Origin of the sequence: Leucobacter coleopterorum (assembly GCF_011382985.1) — a bacterium.
Taxonomy (GTDB): domain Bacteria; phylum Actinomycetota; class Actinomycetes; order Actinomycetales; family Microbacteriaceae; genus Leucobacter; species Leucobacter coleopterorum.
This window is the reverse complement of record NZ_CP049933.1, coordinates 3,077,357-3,097,121: the sequence shown is the minus strand read 5'-3', so window position 1 is coordinate 3,097,121 and position 19,765 is coordinate 3,077,357. Positions and strand designations below refer to the sequence as shown.

At 61.7% G+C, this 19,765-nt stretch carries 15 protein-coding genes and 3 pseudogenes; 11 read left to right on the top strand and 7 right to left on the bottom strand.

Translation table 11 applies throughout. From position 1 onward, the window contains the following. Positions 1-8 precede the first annotated feature (8 nt). A complete protein-coding gene (locus G7066_RS14600) occupies positions 9-1,094 on the top strand; it encodes a glycosyltransferase family 4 protein (RefSeq protein ID WP_166331741.1) in 1,086 nt (361 codons plus the stop codon). Here G7066_RS14600 and G7066_RS14595 read toward each other — a convergent pair. From G7066_RS14595 to G7066_RS14580, 4 genes and pseudogenes are all read right to left on the bottom strand, one after another. Beyond that, positions 1,091-1,342 (bottom strand): DUF4287 domain-containing protein, encoded by a 252-nt coding sequence (locus G7066_RS14595; protein WP_166331740.1) that lies wholly within the window; start codon positions 1,340-1,342, stop codon positions 1,091-1,093. The two genes, G7066_RS14600 and G7066_RS14595, sit on opposite strands and share 4 nt — an antisense overlap. 59 nt (positions 1,343-1,401) lie before the next feature. After that, positions 1,402-1,872: a hypothetical protein gene (locus G7066_RS14590; protein WP_166331739.1), complete on the bottom strand. Its 471-nt coding sequence runs from the start codon at positions 1,870-1,872 to the stop codon at positions 1,402-1,404. A gap of 373 nt (positions 1,873-2,245) precedes the next feature. Beyond that, positions 2,246-2,938: an endonuclease NucS gene (gene nucS / locus G7066_RS14585; protein WP_166331738.1), complete on the bottom strand. Its 693-nt coding sequence runs from the start codon at positions 2,936-2,938 to the stop codon at positions 2,246-2,248. Continuing rightward, a pseudogene (locus G7066_RS14580) lies at positions 2,851-4,278 on the bottom strand (MFS transporter); the annotation flags it as partial. The gene nucS and the pseudogene G7066_RS14580, both read right to left, overlap by 88 nt. Before the next feature lie 56 nt (positions 4,279-4,334). Here G7066_RS14580 and G7066_RS14575 point away from each other — a divergent pair. After that, a complete protein-coding gene (locus G7066_RS14575) occupies positions 4,335-5,885 on the top strand; it encodes an alpha/beta hydrolase (protein ID WP_166331737.1) in 1,551 nt (516 codons plus the stop codon). Between the two features lie 7 nt (positions 5,886-5,892). Here G7066_RS14575 and G7066_RS14570 read toward each other — a convergent pair whose 3' ends face one another. Continuing rightward, positions 5,893-7,242, bottom strand: coding sequence for an MATE family efflux transporter (locus G7066_RS14570; protein ID WP_166331736.1), 1,350 nt, complete (start codon positions 7,240-7,242; stop codon positions 5,893-5,895). Between the two features lie 53 nt (positions 7,243-7,295). Between G7066_RS14570 and G7066_RS14565 the strand changes: the two are divergent. The 7 genes and pseudogenes from G7066_RS14565 (at position 7,296) to G7066_RS14530 (ending at position 16,507) form a co-directional block, all read left to right on the top strand. Continuing rightward, positions 7,296-8,314, top strand: a pseudogene (locus G7066_RS14565) (zinc-dependent alcohol dehydrogenase family protein). Between the two features lie 341 nt (positions 8,315-8,655). Next, on the top strand, positions 8,656-10,560 hold the full coding sequence (locus tag G7066_RS14560) for a BCCT family transporter (protein ID WP_166331735.1): 1,905 nt from the start codon (positions 8,656-8,658) through the stop codon (positions 10,558-10,560). 128 nt (positions 10,561-10,688) lie between these two features. After that, entirely contained in the window at positions 10,689-12,920 is a 2,232-nt protein-coding gene (locus G7066_RS14555) for a carbon starvation CstA family protein (protein WP_166331734.1), read from the top strand. Positions 12,921-12,932: 12 nt separating this feature from the next. Further along, complete coding sequence (locus G7066_RS14550; protein ID WP_205881465.1) at positions 12,933-13,235, top strand: CstA-like transporter-associated (seleno)protein; 303 nt, start codon at positions 12,933-12,935, stop codon at positions 13,233-13,235. 13 nt (positions 13,236-13,248) lie between these two features. Next, on the top strand, positions 13,249-15,240 hold the full coding sequence (locus G7066_RS14545; protein WP_166331733.1) for a M13 family metallopeptidase: 1,992 nt from the start codon (positions 13,249-13,251) through the stop codon (positions 15,238-15,240). 219 nt (positions 15,241-15,459) lie between these two features. Then, positions 15,460-16,290: pseudogene (locus tag G7066_RS14540) on the top strand (ATP-binding protein). Next, positions 16,253-16,507, top strand: a complete 255-nt coding sequence (locus G7066_RS14530; RefSeq protein WP_166331730.1) for a hypothetical protein — start codon at positions 16,253-16,255, stop codon at positions 16,505-16,507. Before G7066_RS14540 ends, G7066_RS14530 begins: the two are co-directional and overlap by 38 nt. Before the next feature lie 27 nt (positions 16,508-16,534). Here G7066_RS14530 and G7066_RS14525 read toward each other — a convergent pair whose 3' ends face one another. After that, positions 16,535-17,155, bottom strand: coding sequence for an NAD(P)H-dependent oxidoreductase (locus tag G7066_RS14525; protein WP_166331729.1), 621 nt, complete (start codon positions 17,153-17,155; stop codon positions 16,535-16,537). Between the two features lie 64 nt (positions 17,156-17,219). Here G7066_RS14525 and G7066_RS14520 point away from each other — a divergent pair, with 64 nt between their 5' ends. Then, positions 17,220-17,795: a TetR/AcrR family transcriptional regulator gene (locus tag G7066_RS14520; RefSeq protein ID WP_166331728.1), complete on the top strand. Its 576-nt coding sequence runs from the start codon at positions 17,220-17,222 to the stop codon at positions 17,793-17,795. 42 nt (positions 17,796-17,837) lie between these two features. Here G7066_RS14520 and G7066_RS14515 read toward each other — a convergent pair whose 3' ends face one another. Next, positions 17,838-18,776 carry a tRNA uridine(34) hydroxylase gene (locus tag G7066_RS14515; protein ID WP_166331727.1) on the bottom strand — a complete coding sequence of 313 codons (939 nt, stop codon included), beginning with the start codon at positions 18,774-18,776 and terminating at the stop codon, positions 17,838-17,840. 109 nt (positions 18,777-18,885) lie between these two features. Between G7066_RS14515 and G7066_RS14510 the strand changes: the two genes are divergently transcribed. After that, complete coding sequence (locus G7066_RS14510) at positions 18,886-19,731, top strand: MerR family transcriptional regulator (protein WP_166331726.1); 846 nt, start codon at positions 18,886-18,888, stop codon at positions 19,729-19,731. Positions 19,732-19,765: the final 34 nt, after the last annotated feature.

Here is a 19,765-nt window from a genome sequence, read left to right as displayed (position 1 = left end):
TAAACACCGTGAAGGTTTTGTTTGATGCGCGCTACATACGAGTCGACTTTCACGACGGCATCAGTCGCTACTCAGCGGAACTCGCTGCCGCGCTTTCACAGCTCACGCCGGTCACCTTTCTGATCCACGACGAGCGGCAGCGCGAGTCCCTTCCCGAGGGTGCTGACTGCCTGAAGATCCACGCGCCCACCTCGGCGAAGGAGCCCTGGACCGCGCGGGTGCTGAACCGCTACAAGCCCGACGCCGTGTTCTCACCCATGCAGACAATGGGTGCAGCTGGTCGACGCTTTGGGCTGATCCTCACCCTGCACGACACCATCTACTACCGGCACCGCACCCCACCGCGCGACCTGGCCTGGCCAATCAGGCTGGGCTGGCGCCTCTTTCACCTCAGTTACTGGCCGCAGCGCCTCACGCTGAACGCTGCCGACGTCGTTGCGACCGTGAGCGAAACGAGCAAGCGCGAGTTTGAGCGGGTGCGGCTGACGAAGCGGCCGATCGTGGTGATTCCGAACGCGCCGAAGCTGGTTGAGAATCAGAAAAGTGGTGCATCCGTTGCGGCTTCGGGGCCCACGAACCTCATCTATATGGGCTCGTTTATGCCCTATAAGAACGTCGAGACACTCATTCGCGGTATGGCGTTTTTGCCAGACCACACGCTGCACCTGCTGAGTCGCATCAGTCCTGCCAGGCGTGCCGAACTTGCTGCGCTTGTTCCCCTTGACGCGCGGGTGGTGTTCCACGAGGGTGTGACCGACGAGGAGTACGAGCGGTTGCTGCGCGACAACGCCGTGCTGGTCACCGCGAGCAAAGACGAGGGCTATGGCCTGCCGCTCGCCGAGGCGCTTACGCAGGGGGTTCCGGTTGTTGCGAGTGACCTGCCGATCTTTCACGAGGTGGCCGCGGGCGGTGCGCTGTACTTCGAGACCACTAACCCCGGTGACTTTGCGCTCAAGGTGCGGGAGCTGGGCGATCCCGCGGTGCTCGCCGAGGTGATCGCGCGTGGCACCGAGCACAGCAAGATGTTCTCGTGGGATCGCTCGGCGCGCATTTTGCTTGAGACGCTTGAGGCGGTTGCGCGGGGGAGCGCTTAGGCCTCGAGCTTCGCCCTGACGTACCCAACTATCGCGTTCGCGTGACCGTGGCCCATGCCGTGGTCTTCCTTAAGCATGGCTACTACCTCAGAGTGTCGCTTGCCCTTAACGATCTCGTCAGCCGCGATATTGAGCCAGTGCTGAATCGGCTCACCATACTTCTCCGTGATGCTCGGAAAGTACGACGCTGGACCCTTGATCTTCTCACCGGGCTTGATGTCTGGTGCTTCGACGCTGTTGGTAGACATGGGGTAATTGTGACACTCTCTTGGCGGCTCGCATAGGGGTGAGTTCTTTGCGACGCAAGTTATGTGGAAGGGTTTGCTTCCTTGATTCGCGCCAGGGCAATCTTGCCTATTTCGCCGTTGGGGCTCAGTGCCAGTGAAGTCACAAGGATGTTCCCACTGAATCCATACCAAACGAACCGTGGGCCGTAGTGCTGGTCCGTCTCCCAAACGAACGTAGGTGAGCCGTTGATTTCGGTTTCGGTGAAGTCAGAGGCGCGTAGCTCAGCCAAGAAAGTATCTCGTGCTTTGTCGGGCAACTCGGCGCTCAGGAGCACCGTGGATCCATCGGACTGAGGAATGGCCCAAATACAGTACGAGGACTGAACCGCTTGGTCAAGCGCGGCCTTGGCGGAGGGGCCCAGTGCGCTCTGAAGAAGTCCGTCCTCGGAACTCTGGCCCGGGATGAAAATAAAGCCGTCTCCCACGTGAGCCGTGATTTCTTCTTGCGTAACCAGCTCTTCGCAGGCGGGAAACGTGATGGGTTTGGTCACTGGTGAGGGTTGTGGTGACGGCGTTGGCGCCTTGGTTTTGGTTGGGGTCGGAGAGGTGGTTGCGTGGCCGGTCGTGGTTGGCTTCTTCTCCGCCGAGTCCCCGGAGGCGCATCCCACGAGGGAAAGCATTGTGACTACGAAAGACACCAAAACTAGACGCTGAGGACGCTTGATACCCATGCCTAGAGCGTAGCTGTGGATCAGGGGCAATTGGCAACAACGTCTGGACGGGATCGCTCGGCGTGTGCATTCCTGGAGATGCCTGAGTTGGTTGCCAGAAAAAAGCCTCAGAGCTCACTTTTACATGTTTTCTGAATGGAAAAACATGTAAAAGTGAGCTCTCGGCCAGGTTGCCAGAAACTTTAGGACCGAGCTAGAACAGCGTGTTCTTATCTTCCATGCCGCGCATCTCGTCGTAGTCGAGAATCAAGCAGCGGATCCCGCGATCCTCTGCAAGGGTGCGCGCCTGGGGCTTGATTTCTTGTGCTGCGAACACTCCCTGCACAGGGGCGAGCTTTGGGTCGCGGTTCATGAGTTCGAGATAGCGGGTCAGCTGCTCGACACCGTCGATGCCGCCGCGGCGCTTGATCTCGATGGCAACGGACGATCCCTCAGCGTCGCGCGCGAGGATGTCGACCGGGCCGATCGCGGTCATGTACTCGCGACGCACAAGGGTGTGGCCGTCGCCGACCCGCTCGATCTGCTCGGCGAGCAACTCCTGCAGGTGGGCCTCGACGCCGTCCTTGATCAGGCCAGGGTCGACCCCCAGATCGTGCGAGCTGTCGTGGAACACTTCGAACAACGAGACCACAAGTTTGTCGGCGGTTTTTTTGTGGGTCACCTGCCACGCCTCGACGATACCTGCGGCGGTCTGCTCCTCGTCGAGCTCAAGCGTTGCAAGTGAACAGGGAGGACTCATCCAGTTCAGGGGCTTGTACGAGCCGCCGTCGGAGTGCACCAGGATGCTGCCGTCGTTCTTCAGCATGAGTACGCGCTTGGCGCGGGGGAGGTGTGCGGAGAGTCGCCCCGCGTAGTCAACAGAACACTCGGCCACAACGATACGCACCGTCGTAGTTTACTCGGTTCGCGGGATCGGCGGGCCAGCCCGCGCCCACCGCGCCCGGGCTCGCGCGCCCATCCCGCGAAGACCACCACAACCACCGAGAATACGATGAGTGCCGAGAACGCATTCAGCAGTCCGAAGTGTTCGCCCAGGAAGCCGATCATCATCGGGCCCAGCAGGTACGCGGTGTAGGCGATCGCCGAAACCGCGGCAACGTCACGGATGGCGGTCGCGGGGCGGTCGGCCGCGGCAGACACACCGATCGGGAATCCGAACGCGCAGCCGACACCCCACAGCACCGCAGCCACAACGGCCACCCAGCCCGCAGGAATAAGAATGGTCATGCCGATCCCGAGCATGGTGAGCACAGCCCCACCCCGCAAGATCGTGACTCGACCGAAGCGAGTCAGCAACCACGAACCAGCGATGCGGGCACCCGTCATTGAAACGAAGAACACGCCAAGTGTGAGCGCGGCACTCTCGTTCGAGAAGCCGCGCCCATCTGCGAGCGCAATCGGCAACCAGTCGCTCGCCGTGCCCTCGGCCAGGCTGATGCTCATCGCAATGAGCCCAATGATCAGAATCCGCGGGTCGCGCCACGGGCTGTAGTTTTGGGGGACGGACGGTGCGGTTTGGATCACCGGAATTGGTCCGGTGTGAACACTCGCGTGCGGATCCTGCGCGTGATCCTCTGCCAGCCCGAGCTGAGAGACTCGCGGCACAAAACGCAGCGCAAGCAGAACTCCCGTCACGATGACCACAAAGATGATGATCAGGTGGAATGGGACTGGGATCTTTGCGGCCTCGGCGAGCGCCCCCAGGCCCATAGCGGTTACGCTTCCGAGGCTGTAGGCCGCGTGAAACAGAGACATTTGCGGCTTGCGGATTGCGCGCTCGGCTTCGGCCGCGCTCACGTTCATGGCGACGTCGGCGGTGCTGAACGAGAACCCGTACAGCGCCAGACAGATCACGGCGGGAATGATGGCGCCGATCCAGAACAGCACGCCGGCGGAGGGCAGCGCCAGGCCCTGCACAATAACGCAGAGTGCCAGCGCCCGCCGCGGACCAAAACGCGACACGGTGCGCCCCGAGAAGATGAGTCCGCTCAGTGAACCGAGGGCGAGCACCAGCCCGAAGATGCTCATTTCGAGGGTGCTCGCACCGAGGTGATCCCGCACCGAGGGCAAGCGACTCAGCCAACTGCCAAAGCCGATTCCGAGCAACCCAAAGACCACGAGGATCGCGCGCACCCAGCGCACAACGTCGCGTGGGGCAGCGGCGGGAGATTGTGTCACGGGGCTCTTTCGGTCGGCTGGTTCAGCAAGCGTATCAACGGACTCGGGTGGATGAAATAGCCAAGAGAATCGCCTTTGTCGGTGGCCACCTTTAGCATTGCATCATGGCCCCAAAACAACGATCTTACGCGGCTCAGCGCTCTGTCAGCGCTGCTTCACTGCTTGCGCCCGTGGTGGCACTGGCGTTGTTGCTGACCGGTTGCGGGGCGGTCGGTGCTCAACCAAGCAAAAGTGGGAGCGAGCAGCAGGCGCATGACTTCGCTGCGCTCTACAAGCAGACCATTAAGTGGACCACCTGCGATGAAGGTGACGGTCTCGACGACGGCACTGCTGAGGCGCTCGACGAGGCAGGCATTGATGTGAGCGGGATCACCTGCGCATTTGTGAAGGTTCCTTTCGATTGGGAAGATCCCACGATAAAAGAGACCGTTGACCTTTCGGTGGTGCATATCCCCTCTACCGGAAAGAACCCGAGGGGCACGTTGCTCGGCAACCCTGGTGGGCCGGGCGCAACCGGCGTCGGCTTCATGCTGGGCATGGCTGTGTCGCCGGGGTTTGAAGACGTGGTTGCAGACTATGATCTGCTCGGTTTTGATCCGCGAGGGATCGGCCGCAGCACCCCGATCGACTGCGATGGAGCCGGATCCGAGATTCCCGCGGTGCAGTTGGGCGAGTGCATCGCAAAAAACCCGTTAACCCACACGATGGGCACCTCACAGGTGGCGCGCGACATGGAGTTGTTGCGGCACCTCAGCGGTGACAGTGTGCTCAACTATATTGGCTACTCGTACGGCACGATGCTTGGAGCGACCTACACGACCCTCTTCCCCGAGCGCGCCGGGCGCATGGTGCTTGATAGCGCCGAAGACGCGCAGTGGGCAAGCCTGATCCACAATTTCGATCAGCAGGTCGCTATTTCGAAGGCAACTGTAGCGCTCGCAACGGCTTGCCGCACGGAGTACAAGGGTGAGGTTTCGGTCTGTCCGTTCACGGACGAAGAATCGCTCATTCGTGTGCTGAACGAGCTCGACGCTAAACCGCTTGTCGCGAGTGATGGAACCGAGATCAACGGACAACTGCTGCAGAGCTACCTAACCAATGCTCTCTACGAGAGCCACTTTGAACGTGGACGGACTCTCGACACCATTGCGCTCGCACTGTTTGGCAATCAGAAGGCGATCGACACGATCGGCGAGGGGTTTGCTGATGACGGCTCCGGAGTAGATCTCGCGATGAACATTGTGACCTGCCACTCCTTCCCGATTGAGCCTGATGTGCCTGGTCTGCTCAAGCACATCGACAAAGTTGGTATGCCGAAGCTGCTGGGCGGCCCCGAGATCAACGACGAAACCCTCGCGCCGTTTGTTGATCTCTCGTGTTACACCCTGCCCGAGAGCGGGCTGGATATTACCGATCGGTTTAGTGCAAAAGGGGCGGATCCGATCCTAGTTATCGGCATCACGGGTGACCACGCAACACCGTTCCAGTACGCGAAGGTGCTGGCTGACGAGCTTGGTGCGCGGCTGCTGACGCTCGACGGGCAGGGGCACGCTGCGTCGTACTCGGGCCGTTCGACCTGCGTCGACGACGCGGTAACGCGCTACCTCGTCTCGGGTGATCTCCCCGCGAAGGGGACGGTCTGCCGCGACGATTGATCACGGATCACTCGAACGCCTCGGGCGCTCGCCCAAACTGCCGCGCCCTGAGCCCGAGCGTCACCGCGCGCGCGAGCATAAATACAACCGTAAAGCTCGCGGTCAGCGCCACCAGTGCGGGTGTTCCCGTGGGCACGAGTCGCGTGACCAGCCACAGCACGGGCAAGTAGACCACAAGGTTCACCAGGCTCGTCCAAGCGAGATAGCGTGCATCACCGGCACCCATGAGCACTCCGTCGAGCACAAACACAAGGCCGCCGAGGGGCAGCGAGATCCCGAGCACGAGTAAAGCGGGTGGCAGGATCGCGAGCACTGCTGGATCGCTCGTAAATATACGGCCGATGACCGGGCTTGCGACGGCAAGGATCAGTCCAACCGTGGCTCCCGAAGTCACACCCCAGAAGACTGTGCGCCGTACGACAAGCCTGGCCCGGTCAGGGTCGCGGGATCCGAGGGCGTCACCGATCATGGCCTGTGCCGCGATGGCGAGCGCGTCGAGCGCAAACGCGGCGGTTGAGAACACGGTGAACACCACTTGGTAACCCGCGGTGGCGGCCGTGCCGTGGCTAGTCGCGGCAAACACGGTAGCGAGAAACGCAACACGCAGGCCAACTGTGCGCACAAATAGCCAGCCGCCGCTGCGCCCGGCGTGCCCGAGACCGTCTCGTTTTGGGAGCAGGCTTGCGCCGACATCACGTACTTTACGCGTAATCACAACGAGGTAGACGGCCACCATGCCCCACTGCGCCAACACGGTTCCCCAGGCACTGCCGGCGATCCCGAACCCGAGGCCGTAAATGAACCACCAGTTGAGCAGCGCGTTGATGGCGAAGCCGATGGTAGCGACCGCGAGTGGAGTGCGGGTGTCTTGCAGCCCGCGGAGCAGCCCGCTCGCTGCAAACACGAGCAGCATGGCGGGAATGCCGAGACAAGAAATGGTGAGGTAGGTGAGCGCCTGATCCGCGGTTTCGGGGCTGGTGTTGAAGGCCGCGACCAGGGGGCCGCTGGCAACGTAAAGCGCGGCGGCGACGATTGCACCGATCCCGAGTGCCAGCCACAGCCCGTCAATACCGGCTTGCATCGCCCCGCGCAGATCTCCGGCACCACGACGTCGCGCGACGAGCGGGGTTGTTGAGTACGCCAGAAAGACCATGAGTCCGACGGCGGTCTGCAGGATCGCGGCGGCGACCGCGAGGCCCGCGAGTGGGCTTGCGCCGAGGTGCCCGACGAGTGCGGAATCGACAACGAGGAAGAGCGGCTCCGCGATGAGCGCGCCGAGTGCTGGAACCGCGAGATGAGCGATGCTGCGGTCGATGGTGCGCCGTGCGGGTTTGCTGAAGTCGGGGTGGGCAGGCACGGTTCTACCGTAGCGTCACCCGTGCGACATGCTGAGGGTGTAACGTTCCACCCATGCGTGCAACAAAAATTTACGGCCCGGGCGACATTCGTGTTGAAGAGGTCGCCGATCCGGCGCAGCAGACGGGGATTGACGCGGTCGTGCGCGTGGTGGCAGCTTGTGTCTGCGGGTCCGACCTCTGGCCCTACCGCGGTATCACACCCACCGAGGAGCCCCGCAAGATTGGCCACGAATTTGTAGGGATTGTCGAGTCGGTAGGCAGCGAGGTGCAGAAGGTCGCGGTCGGCGACTTCGTCATTGCGCCCTTCTACGACTGCGACATGAGCTGCGTGAACTGCCTCAACGGCGTCAGCACCTCCTGCCTGAACGGCGGCTGGTGGGATGGCGCCCAGGCCGAAAAGGTGTACGTGCCCCATGCAGATGGTTCGCTCGTCAAGACGCCGTCTGCGCCGAGCGCGGAGCAGATCCCGAGCCTGCTTGCCCTCTCAGACGTGATGGGAACCGGGCACCACGCCGCGGTGTCCGCCGGGGTGAAGCCGGGCAGCACGGTTGTGGTGGTGGGTGACGGCGCCGTTGGTCTGTGCGCCGTGCTGGCGGCGAAGCGGTTGGGGGCAGCGAGGATCATCGCAATGTCTCGCCACGAATCGCGGCAGGCGCTCGCTCGCGAGTTCGGGGCGACCGACATTGTTGCTGAGCGCGGCGACGAGGGTGTTGCCGCGGTGAAGGAGCTGCTCGACGGCATCGGCGCGGACTGCGTGCTTGAGGCTGTCGGAACAGAGGAGTCGATGGATCAGGCGATCCGCTCAGCTCGCCCCGGTGGCATGGTCGGCTACGTCGGTGTGCCCAACGGGGGCCTCAGTTGCCCGTTCGCGCACTCTTTGCGGCCAATGTTGGTGTGAACGGTGGGGTTGCGCCGGTGCGCAACTACGTTGAGGATCTGCTCGCCGACGTGTGGAGTGGCGCGATCGATCCGGGTCGAGTGTTCGACCTGGAGGTGCCACTGACCGAGGTCGCCGAGGCGTACGCGGCGATGGACGAGCGCCGGGCAGTTAAGGTGCTGGTGCGGCCTTAGGCCCTGCCCTGCGCAGCCCGCCAGGTTCTAGATCTTGGAATTGGTGCTGGACCCTCGCGATCGCCTTCGCAGTTCTGGGGCGCTTAACGAACACAACAGAGCTTGTTGCACAATCATTGCACGGCACAGAGAGGCTCGCGAGAGCTCAATTTTGCATGAAATTACTCGGGAAGATCATGCAAAACTGCGCTTTCGGTGGCATTCACTGGGCAAGGCCGCCTGTTGCGAAGACCTTGAAATGACCCGGTCCCAGCAGTTTTTGTTCGGGAGGTCTGTACCATGAGTAGGGTTTTTCCGCCCGACAGTGTGCCCGCTTCGGCACACATGAACAGGAAAGCCCTATGCCCTACGAGAGATCCGCTGACTCCGACCCCGACCATTTGAAACCGCCGCACCCACACCTGCCACCCAATGCAGGCCGACTGCGGCGAGTCATCAAGCGGGCTAAGGCGGTGCCTGTCACCCCGCACCCCGGACTCATTCCGGGCATCGGCGTTGAGCAGACCGGCACTACCTTTCCCACCAACAAAGCCGTGATGCTGGGTGCGGTTGCCGCAACTGTTGCGGTTGTGGTGTGGGCCTTTGTGGCACCCGCAAATCTTGCCGAGGTCGGCTCGGCGTCTCTCACCTGGGTGACGACACACTTTGGGTGGCTGTTCGGGGCACTCGCGGCAGGCATCGCAATTTACATGCTGGTTGTCGGATTTGGCCGTACCGGAGGCATTCGCCTCGGAGCCGACGACGAAGAGCCGGAGTTTTCGACCGCTTCATGGATCTCCATGCTGTTCGCGGCGGGGCTCGGGATCGGTCTGCTCTTTTACGGACCGCTTGAACCCCTCACCTACTTCAACGACCCGGCTCCTCACCAGAGCGTTGAGGGTGGCACCTCTGCTGCGATCCTGCCCTCGATGGCGCAGACCATTCTGCACTGGGGGCCAATTGCGTGGGCGTTTTACGCCCTCGTTGGTGGCTCGATTGCCTACAACGCCTATCGCAGGGGCCGAGCCCCGCTCATCTCGGCGCTCTTCGAACCCGTCTTCCCCGGTGCAACGCACCGCGTGTTGGGGCGCGTGATTGATTTTTTCGCCATCGTTGTGACGCTGTTTGGCACCGCGGTGTCGCTCGGGATCGGGGCTCTGCAGATCCAGAGCGGCTTCATGTTTGTGTCGGGCATCGGCGAACTCGGCAATATGTTTTTGGTGGGCGCGATCGCGATCCTCACCTCGCTCTTTATCGCCTCCGCGGTTTCGGGAGTCAAGCGGGGCATTCGATTGCTCTCAAACACGAACATGATCTTGACCGGGTTGCTCGCAGTTTTTGTGCTGGTTGCTGGCCCAACCATGTTTATCTTGAATCTGTTGCCAGCCTCGATCATCGAGTATCTCAATTTGCTGGGTGACATGCTGACGCTCAGCCCGAACGATGGGCCAGAGGCGGTCGAGTTTCTGGGGTCGTGGACTACTTACTACTGGGCGTGGTGGGTGTCGTGGACTCCGTTCGTTGGCATGTTTATCGCGAAGATCTCGCGCGGGCGCACACTGCGTGAATTTGTAACCGTGGTGATGCTCGTGCCCTCGGCAATTGTGATCGCCTGGTTTGTGGTGTTCGGGGGCACGTCCATTTGGATGGCGCAGCAGGGCGAAAATTTGCAGAGCGGTGGCACGAGTGAAGAGGTGCTGTTCCAACTGATGCAGCGCCTGCCTCTGGGCCTGGTGACGTCGATTATCGCAATGGTCGCGGTTGTGCTCTTTTTTGTGACCGCGGCGGATTCGGCGTCCATCGTGATGGCCTCGATGTCGCAGGGTGGACGCCCCGAGCCCGCAAAATGGGTCACGATCATGTGGGGTTTGCTACTCGGTCTTATTGCGATTGCGCTGCTGCTCGCGGGTGGGCGAGAAGCGCTGTCGGGCTTGCAGTCGTTGATGGTGGTGTCTGCACTCCCGTTCGCGTTTATTGTGCTTGGAATTATGTACTCGTGGGCAAAAGACCTGCGCACCGATCCGTTCATTATTCGCGGAAGGTATGCGCGCAAGGCGATCGCTCAGGGAGTGCGGCGCGGTATCGATAAACACGGTGATGACTTTGTGTTTGGCACCAGTCCGGTACCAGCCGATGAAGGCGCTGGGGCGGGGTTCGACAGCGCTGATCCCGCGCTCACTGATTGGTATGTTGACGCGACGACTCAACCCATCGAAACGATCAAGATTGATGGTGCAGGGGATCCCGAGGTTCGTGTCGATCGATGAGCGCGTATCTGCCCAGCAAGTTCTGAGCCTCAGTTAAGCTAGAGATCGATTGCGGCTCTGCATCTGTACCCCCGGTGCACAGCGCGCAGGAGCGAATTCCAGCTGCCTTCAAAGGAGATTGAACGAGTATGGCTCAAGAGATTGTGCAGGAGCTGCCCCCAGCGGCGCTCACGGAGGCGCAGATCGCAACAGACAGCGGTCGCAATCGCGGCCTCAAAATTGCGATGTGGATCGGCATCGGCCTTCTTGGGGCGCTCGGCTGGACGATGCTCGCCGTCGTGCGGGGTGAGACCGTCAATGCGATTTGGTTTGTATTCGCTGGCGTCGCGAGTTACCTGATCGCGTACCGGTTCTACTCGCGCTTCATCGAGAAAAGGATCGCGAAGCCCGATGACAACCGGGCGACACCAGCCGAGTACAAGGCAAACGGCAAAGACTATGTGGCGACGCACCGCAACGTGCTCTTTGGTCACCACTTCGCCGCGATCGCTGGTGCCGGTCCGCTCGTTGGTCCGGTGCTTGCTGCGCAGTGGGGTTTCTTGCCGGGCACCATCTGGATCATCGCCGGCGTGATCTTCGCGGGAGCCGTGCAAGATTACCTGGTCATGTTCTTCTCCACTCGTCGCGGCGGTCGATCCATTGGGCAGATGGCGCGGGATCAGCTGGGCCGCATTGGCGGCACCGCCGCAATTATCGCGACGCTCGTCATTATGGTGATTATCGTTGCGATCCTGTCGCTTGTGGTGGTGAACGCACTGGCAGAGAGCCCGTGGGGTGTGTTCTCGGTTGGCATGACGATCCCGATCGCGCTGTTTATGGGTGTGTACCTGCGCTGGATTCGCCCAGGACGCATCACCGAGATCTCGATCATCGGTTTCGTGCTGCTGATGGCCGCAATTATCGCGGGTGGTTGGGTCGGTGGCACCGACTGGGGCGTGGCACTGTTCACGCTCGACAAGGTGGCCCTCGCGTGGTTCATTGCGATTTACGGCTTCGTTGCAGCGGTGCTGCCGGTGTGGCTGCTGCTCGCACCCCGCGACTACCTCTCGACATTTATGAAGATCGGCGTGATCGTGTTGCTCGCCGCGGCCGTGCTCATCGTCAACCCGATCGTTCAGGCCCCCGCGGTGAGCCAGTTCGCCTCGACCGAGGTCAACCCCGTCGTGGCGGGCAATATCTTCCCGTTCTTGTTTGTGACGATCGCGTGCGGTGCCCTGTCTGGTTTTCACGCGCTGATCGCCTCGGGCACCACTCCCAAGATGGTGCAGAAGGAGCGACAGACGCGCTTCATCGGGTTCGGCGGCATGTTGATGGAATCATTCGTTGCGCTCATGGCACTTGTGGCGGCCGTGACGCTCGACCAGGGCATCTATTTCGCAATGAACTCGTCGGCTGCGGCAACCGGCGGAACCGTGCAGGGGGCGGTCGACTGGGTGATGGGGCTCGGGCTCACGGGCGTTGATGTCACCCCCGAGATGCTCACTTCAGCCGCGCAATCTGTCGGCGAAGAATCGATCGTGTCTCGCACTGGTGGGGCTCCGACACTGGCCATGGGCCTCGCAAACATTTTGAAAGATCTCTTCGGCGGCACCGCCATGATGGGCTTCTGGTACCACTTCGCCATCATGTTCGAGGCGCTGTTTATCTTGACCGCGGTTGACGCAGGCACCCGCGTGGCGAGGTTCATGCTGCAAGACGCGTTCGGCAACTTCATCCCGAAGTTCCGCGACAACTCTTGGCGTCTCGGAGTGTGGATCTCCACCGCAATCATGGTGGCGGCCTGGGGCGCGATCCTGTTGATGGGTGTGACCGATCCTCTCGGCGGCATCAACACGCTATTCCCGCTGTTCGGGATCGCGAACCAGTTGCTCGCTGCGATCGCTTTGGCGGTGGTCATGGCGATCGTCGCTGCAAAACAAAACTTCAAGTATCTCTGGATCGTCGCGGCTCCCCTCGCGTTTGTTGCGGTCGTGACGATTACCGGCTCGTTCTACAAAATCTTCTCGCCGGTGCCGCAGGTCGGGTACTTCGCGAACCACTTCAAATACCGTGATGCGCTCGCCGCAGGGGACACGTCGCTCGGCGAACCGGCCGCAATGGAGGCCATTGTGCGCAACACGCTCGTGCAGGGTGTGCTGTCGATCCTGTTTGTGACGCTCGCGATCATTGTGATTATCACCGCGGTGGTTGCTGTTATTCGTTCCTACAGGCTTGGCAAAGTGGTCGATACCGAGGATCCGGTTGTGCCTTCGCGCATCTTCGGGGCCGCGGGCTTTATCGCGACGCCGACCGAGCGTAAGATTCAGGCGGAGTGGGATGCGCTGCCCGAATCGTTGCGTAGTGATGCCGCGAGGCACTAGGTGGCCACGGAAATGCATGCCGATGGTCAGCAGCATGTTGGAGGCCGGGATCAGCGTCCGCTCTTGAGGTCAGTGAAGCGAGCGCTGCAGCGTTCCGTCGCGCTGCTGCACCTGCTGACGGGTGAGGGTGCCTACGGGGCATACTGTGCGCACCGCGCCCGCACCCACCCGGGGAGTCCGTTCTCAGTGAGCGCGATTTCTGGCGTGAACGCTACTCGGAGCAAGACCGAGATCCGGGCTCGCGCTGTTGCTGACGCAGCCGGACGTAAATCTCGAAGGTCAGCAAATCGCACCCACCAATGTCAGACCCTATAGATAAGGTTGTCGCATGACCGAAGCAATCAACGAAGTGCTCTCCTCCGGCATCGACCTTGCAGAGCTCGACCCCTCCATCCGGCCACAAGATGACCTGTTCCGGCACGTCAATGGTAAATGGATCGCTCGCACCGAGATCCCCGCAGACAAGGCGCGCTACGGCTCATTCGCGGTGCTCGCCGAGAACGCTGAAGAGGCGGTGCGTGACATCATTACCGGCACCGCGGCTCCGGCTGCCGGTGCGCTCGCCGAAGGCGCGTCCGAGGCCGACAAAGTCGCGGCCTTGTACGCGAGCTTCATGGACACCGAGCGCGTTGATGCGTTGGGTGCGACGCCCATTGCGGCCGACCTGAAGCGTGCGTTCGGGGTCGGCTCCATTGCCCAACTCATCGAGTTAGTGGGTGAACTCGAGCGACAGGGTCTTGGTGGCTTCGCCGGCATGTTCATCGACAACGATCCGGGTGACCCCGATCGTTACATCGTTTTTGTTATGCAGGGTGGCATCGGGCTGCCCGACGAGTCCTACTACCGTGAAGAACAGTTCGCTGAGGTGCGGGATCAATACCGGGCTCACATTGCTCGCATGTTTGAGTTGGCGGGTATCGCTGACGCCCCTCGTCTCGCCGAGCTCGCGTATGAGCTTGAGCGCAGGATCGCGGCTTCGCACTGGGACAAGGTGGCGAGCCGCGACATTCAGAAGCTCTACAACCTGCGCACGTTCGAGGGACTGCAAGAGATCATGCCGCAACTCGACTGGCGCGCTTATCTTGCGGCGATGGGTGCGCCCGAGGCCGCCTTCGCCGAGGTCGTCGTTGGGCAACCAGAGGCCCTCGCTGGCCTCGCGGGTCTGCTGGTTGAAGAAGAGCTCGAAGCGTGGCAAGCCTGGTTGGCCTGGGCGATCGTACGAGGATCAGCTGCACTTCTTTCGCAGGAGATCTCTCGCGCTAACTTCGAGTTCTACGGTACCGCGCTCACTGGGGCCACCGAGCAGCGCGAGCGTTGGCGGCGGGGAGTCTCCTTCGTAGAGGGGGCAATGGGTGAGGCCGTTGGGCGCATCTACGTTGAGCGCCACTTCGACGAAGACGCAAAGGCCGCGATGGACGGTCTCGTTGAACACCTCATCGAGGCGTACCGCGATTCAATCCAGCAGCTCGACTGGATGGGTGCCGAGACGAAGGTGCGCGCGCTCGAAAAACTCGACCGCTTCACCCCCAAGATCGGCTACCCCGTGAAGTGGCGAGACTACTCGGCCATCACGGTCGACTCCGGTGATCTGCTCGGCAACTCCCGCCAGGTCGCCGAGTACGAGTTCAACCGCGAGCTCGGCAAGCTGGGCAAGCCGATCGACCGCGACGAGTGGTTCATGACGCCACAAACGGTCAATGCGTACTACAACCCGGGGTTCAACGAGATCGTCTTCCCGGCGGCGATCCTGCAGCCACCGTTCTTCGATAAGAACACCGATGCTGCAGCAAACTTCGGTGCGATCGGTGCGGTCATTGGCCACGAAATTGGTCACGGTTTCGACGACCAGGGATCCCGCTACGACGGTGACGGCAAACTCACCGACTGGTGGACCGAAGAAGACCGCGCCGCCTTCGAGCAGCGCACCGGCGCACTCATCGGCCAGTACAACGAGCTGTCACCGGAGGGCGCCGACGGCCAGACCGTCAACGGAGAACTCACCATCGGCGAGAACATCGGCGACCTGGGTGGCCTCGCAATCGCGTGGAAGGCCTACCTGCGCTCACTCGCCGGGGCGGAGTCTCCCGTCATCGACGGGCTCACTGGCGCCGAGCGCTTTTTCCTGTCGTGGTCACAAGCCTGGCAGCAGAAGTCGCGGCCCGAGGAAACGGTGCGCCTGCTCACCATTGACCCGCACTCACCTAACGAGTTCCGCTGCAACCAGATTGTGGCGAACCTCGACGCGTTCCACGAGGCCTACAACACGAAACCCGGTGACAAGCTCTGGCTTGATCCCGAACAGCGCGTCAGTATTTGGTAGCAGAACGGTGACGGCCACCCCCGGGCAGGACGCTCCGGGGTGGCCATCTCCTTTTGGTCACAAATCGACGGCCCAAAACCTTCTAAATCAACTAGTTGAAGCTCTCTAAAACGACTATTCAAACGATTGAGTGTCGCGTAGTGCAGTGTTGGTGCTCATAAAGTGCGATAGGAAGGGGTCGTTGTGGGCGGCTATCAACCGAGGGTCGTCGATGCTGAGATGCGTCAGGCATTGCAGAGATCGGGAGCCCTTTTGGTTCAGGGTCCTCGGGCCTGCGGCAAGACTGAGACGGCACTCCAGTGCGCGGCGAGCAATGTCCGCCTCGATCGCGACTCTGCAAGCCGACAACTAGCTACCATTGACCCCGGCCTTCTGCTCGACGGTGAGGCTCCGCGATTTCTTGACGAGTGGCAGTTGGTGCCCGAGGTGTGGAATGCGGTGCGTGGAGAAGTGTCATTTGCTTCTCTCATCGAAGGGCAGGCGCCACGCGCCGCTGACGCAGAAGTGAGTTTCGCCACACTTACAGAGCGAATTGTGCTGGGTGGATGGCCGGGCTTTGCAGGCCTTCCCTTTGAAGCGGTAAGTGCAAACCTGGCAGACTACCTCGACACAGTCGCAACGGCAGATCTTCAAGCAGCAGACGAGGTTAAGCGAGATCCGCTGCGAGTCAGCCGGCTTATCTCGGCACTCGCGCGATCCACCGCGAGCGAAGTTTCGCTCGCAACCCTTGCGAAAGATGAGGCGTCGACCGCCGTGGAGACAGTCCGAAGTTACCTCTCAGCGCTTGAGAGAATTTTTGTGACCGAAGACCAACCCGCCTGGTCGACACATCTGTGATCTTTGGCAACGCTGCGAAAAGAGTCCAAACGACACTTCGTTGACCCATCGTTGGCTGCAGCTGCGCTCAACGTCGGACCCACGGCTCTGCAGCGAAACCCGGTGTTCACCGGTTTACTTTTTGAGTCGCTTGTTGTGCAGCACTTGCGAGTTTTCCCAGGAGATGAGGGGTGTCGTGATGCACGCACGAGACTCCGCAGGTCGAGAAATTGACGCGATTGTGCAGTTGCCGGACGGTGGGTGGGCGGCATTCGAAGTGAAGCTCGGCGCGACCCAAGAAATCGTTGAGTCTGCTGCGGCAAGCCTGCTGCGCTTTGCGTCTCAGGTAACGAATCCACCAACTTCGCTCACGGTCATAACCTCATCGGGGCCTTCCTATTGCCGCCCTGATGGGGTCAATGTTGTGGGGTTTGGTGCACTAGCTCCGTAGCGGCTTGATCCCGAGCAGCGCGTCAGCTTAGACGCGGGAAAGATCCAAGCTATTCAGCAGGGGGACCGGGATCCGGCGCGCGTCAGCGGCACCAAGTCGCGACGCCGTCGAGAGCCATCCCGCGATCCTCGCCTCGCTCGCCTTGCCAACACCCATGAAGCGGTGCACCCGAAATGGCCGCACCCCGCAGAACCGCATCGTGCGCCGGGCCACCTGCGAGGCGGCGGGCGTGCCCGAAAATGCCAGTGCGATGGCCGGAGTGTCGCTCAGTAGCAGGAGCCTGCCGCTGCGCCCACGAAGCAGACCGCGCGGCAACCCTAGAGGGGTCATTTCGTACTCCTGGTGAGGCAGCAGTGCCCGGTCGAAGAAACCCTTAAGTAGTGCTGGCACCGATCCCCACCACATCGGCGCCGCGATAACGATGTGCCGCGCATCGTGCAGAGCCTGCCGGGCGTCCGCCAGATCGGGCTCAATGGGCATGCGCGAGCGGTACCCAAACCGCATGTGGATGTCGAAGTCGAGATCGCGCAGCGCGAGCAGGCGGGTAGAACCTTCGCCGGATCCGCTGCCCGCAACATAGCTCAGAGCCATGGCGGCCGTGAGCGAGCCGGGATTGGGGTGACCATCGATCACGAGCACACTAGACATTCAATCCCCATCTTGACAGTGGCAACATAACTAGACAGCGTCAAGATAAGGGAGAATGTTGCTTGTGTCAAGTTCAACGGATGCGTATCACCACGGCAGTCTTGCCGCTGCTCTCGAAGACGCCGCGATGCAACTGCTCGAGCGCATGCCCGCGTCAGAGATCAGCCTGCGCGAGGTGGCGCGCGCGGCAAACGTCAGCCACAATGCGCCCTACCACCACTTTTCGGATCGCCGCGGACTACTCAAGGTGCTCGCCGAACGCAGCATGGCTGATCTTGTTGCTCAGGTGAGGGAAGGGGTGGCGACGGCGGGATCCATCCGCGATGCCATGCGTGCCGGATCCAGCGCCTACATCAGCTTCGCCGTCAACCGTCCCTATGCCTTTCAGGTCATCTACGATCCGACCGTGTGCATTCCGGGGGCACCCAGCGAGCAGATGGCACCGCTCATTCAGGAGCTCGAGCACATCCTCGCCTCGATCGCGCTGCAGGCGGGCTTCGACTCACCCACCGATGTGCAGGCGCTGTGGGGGCTCGTGCACGGCCTCGGCACGCTCAGCGCAGCGGGACATTTTTCACTGAATGACGCGCTCACGGCTGCCGACGCCATGCTCGAGAGAGCGCTGCCCGGGGAGGGCTAGGGGGCCTCGCCTCTGCCGTGAGGTAACTTCCGGCCAAACGGCCTAAGCCGTCACCAAATGCTCGGCGCAGGGAACACTCTGGTGTTCGGAGCACGCCACAAAGCGAGCGCGGCACGAAGCCTCTACACAATCGGTTAGTTGGCTTGAAGCCGCACCGCAGGTCGCGCAGGATCCGAGAACCGCTGCACCGGGAGCGAAGTCCATCGTCTCGCGGCCGTCGAACACCGCGAGCGAACCCTCCCACAGGCCGTCGTTGCCGAATGCCTCTCCGTAGCGCACGATGCCACCGTCGATCTGGTACACCTCGTTGAAGCCCCGGTTTTTCATGGCGACAGAGAGGATCTCGCATCGGATCCCGCCAGTGCAGTAGCTGATGACCGGACGGTCTTTGAGGTCGTCGTAGGCGCCACTTTCGATCTGTGCGATGAAGTCGTGTGTGGTGGTCACGTCGGGCACGACGGCTCCCTTGAAGCGGCCGATCTCGGCCTCCCAGGCGTTGCGACCGTCGAAAAACACCACCTCGTCACCGCGCTCGGCGACCAGGTCATTTACTGCCTGGGGTGACAGGTGCTCGCCGCCGCCAACCACACCGGTGGCGTCGACGATGGTTTCATCGGGAATGCCAAACGCCACGAGCTCGTCGCGCGTCTTTACGCTGAGCTTCGGAAAATCGCTAATGCGCCGCCAGGGCGCGCGTCGATCCGTGCCGTGCAGCATCTCGGGCTCTTCAGGTTCGAAGCCGGTGCCGTCGCTCCACTTCATGCTGATGCCAGCGAATGGCTCGTAAGCGCGAGTGCGTCGTACATACGACTTGCACGCGTCGAGCTCGCCGCCGACGGTGCCGTTGATCCCGTGCTTCGATATGATGATGCGCCCGCGCAAGCCGAGCGACTCGCACAGTTCTTTTTGCCAGAGTCGCACCGACTCAGGATCGGCGATCGGCGCAAATGCGTAGTACAGCAGGATCTTTGGCTCAGACACCCTTCAATCGTACGCTTCAAATCTGATGCCGCTTGACATTGACGTTGCGTCAAGGTTTACCGTTAATCATGCGCCGGGAAAGACCCGGCCGGTGAATGGGAGGCTCCGCGTGGAACGCTCGATTCAGGAGGTCGCACAGGCCGCTGGAACCACATCGCGCACCCTGCGGCACTACGACCGTATTGGTTTGGTCACTCCAAGTCGCATCGGCAGCAACGGGTACCGCTACTACGACGATCGTGCGCTCGTGCGGCTACAGCGGGTATTGCTGCTGCGCAACCTCGGGCTGGGGCTCGAAGCGATTGGGCAGGTGCTGGTGGCGCAGGATCGCGCGGCGGTTCAGGATCGCGCCGACTCCGCAGGCGGTGCGCCCGAGCAGGCGGAGGCCAGGATTCTGGCCGACCACCTCGAACTGCTGCGGCAGGAACGAGAGCGCATCGACACACAAATTGGTGCCGTGGAGCGCACCATCGCTGCGCTGCAACGCAACTCCGCACAGCACTCCCAAAGTAATACAGAAAAGGAAGATCTCATGGCGCAAGACATGTTTGAAGGATTCGATCACACGCAGTGCCGTGAAGAGGTCGAGGAGCGCTGGGGCGCTGATGCGTACGCGAAGGGTGACCAGTGGTGGCGCTCCCTGGGTGCCGAGGGGCAAGATGAGTGGCGGGAGAAGCTCGCCGCTCTGAACGCTGACTGGATCGCGGCTGCCGCGCGCGGCGATGATCCCGAATCGGCAACGGCGCAAAGGCTCGCGAAGCGTCACGTCGAGTGGCTCACGGCGACACCGGGCACTCCAGCGAGCGTGCCCGGAGGCGACCTTGCCGGGTACCTGCTCGGCCTGGGCGAGATGTACGTGGCCGACCAGCGTTTCGCCGCGAACTACGGTGGTGTCGAGGGTGCGGCATTCGTGCGAGATGCGCTTGCGGTCTATGTGGAGCGCGAACTCAGCTAGGGGATCTGCGCACCTCTTATCTCGGAGACACGCC

What these genes read in the sequence shown, in the direction of transcription:
- G7066_RS14595 (WP_166331740.1), bottom strand. Translation starts at nt 1,342, where the DNA reads ATGTCTACCAACAGCGTCGAAGCACCAGACATCAAGCCCGGTGAGAAG.
- G7066_RS14575 (WP_166331737.1), top strand. Translation starts at nt 4,335, where the DNA reads ATGGCCCCAAAACAACGATCTTACGCGGCTCAGCGCTCTGTCAGCGCT.
- G7066_RS14560 (WP_166331735.1), top strand. Translation starts at nt 8,656, where the DNA reads ATGCCCTACGAGAGATCCGCTGACTCCGACCCCGACCATTTGAAACCG.
- G7066_RS14555 (WP_166331734.1), top strand. Translation starts at nt 10,689, where the DNA reads ATGGCTCAAGAGATTGTGCAGGAGCTGCCCCCAGCGGCGCTCACGGAG.
- G7066_RS14550 (WP_205881465.1), top strand. Translation starts at nt 12,933, where the DNA reads ATGCATGCCGATGGTCAGCAGCATGTTGGAGGCCGGGATCAGCGTCCG.
- G7066_RS14545 (WP_166331733.1), top strand. Translation starts at nt 13,249, where the DNA reads ATGACCGAAGCAATCAACGAAGTGCTCTCCTCCGGCATCGACCTTGCA.
- G7066_RS14525 (WP_166331729.1), bottom strand. Translation starts at nt 17,155, where the DNA reads ATGTCTAGTGTGCTCGTGATCGATGGTCACCCCAATCCCGGCTCGCTC.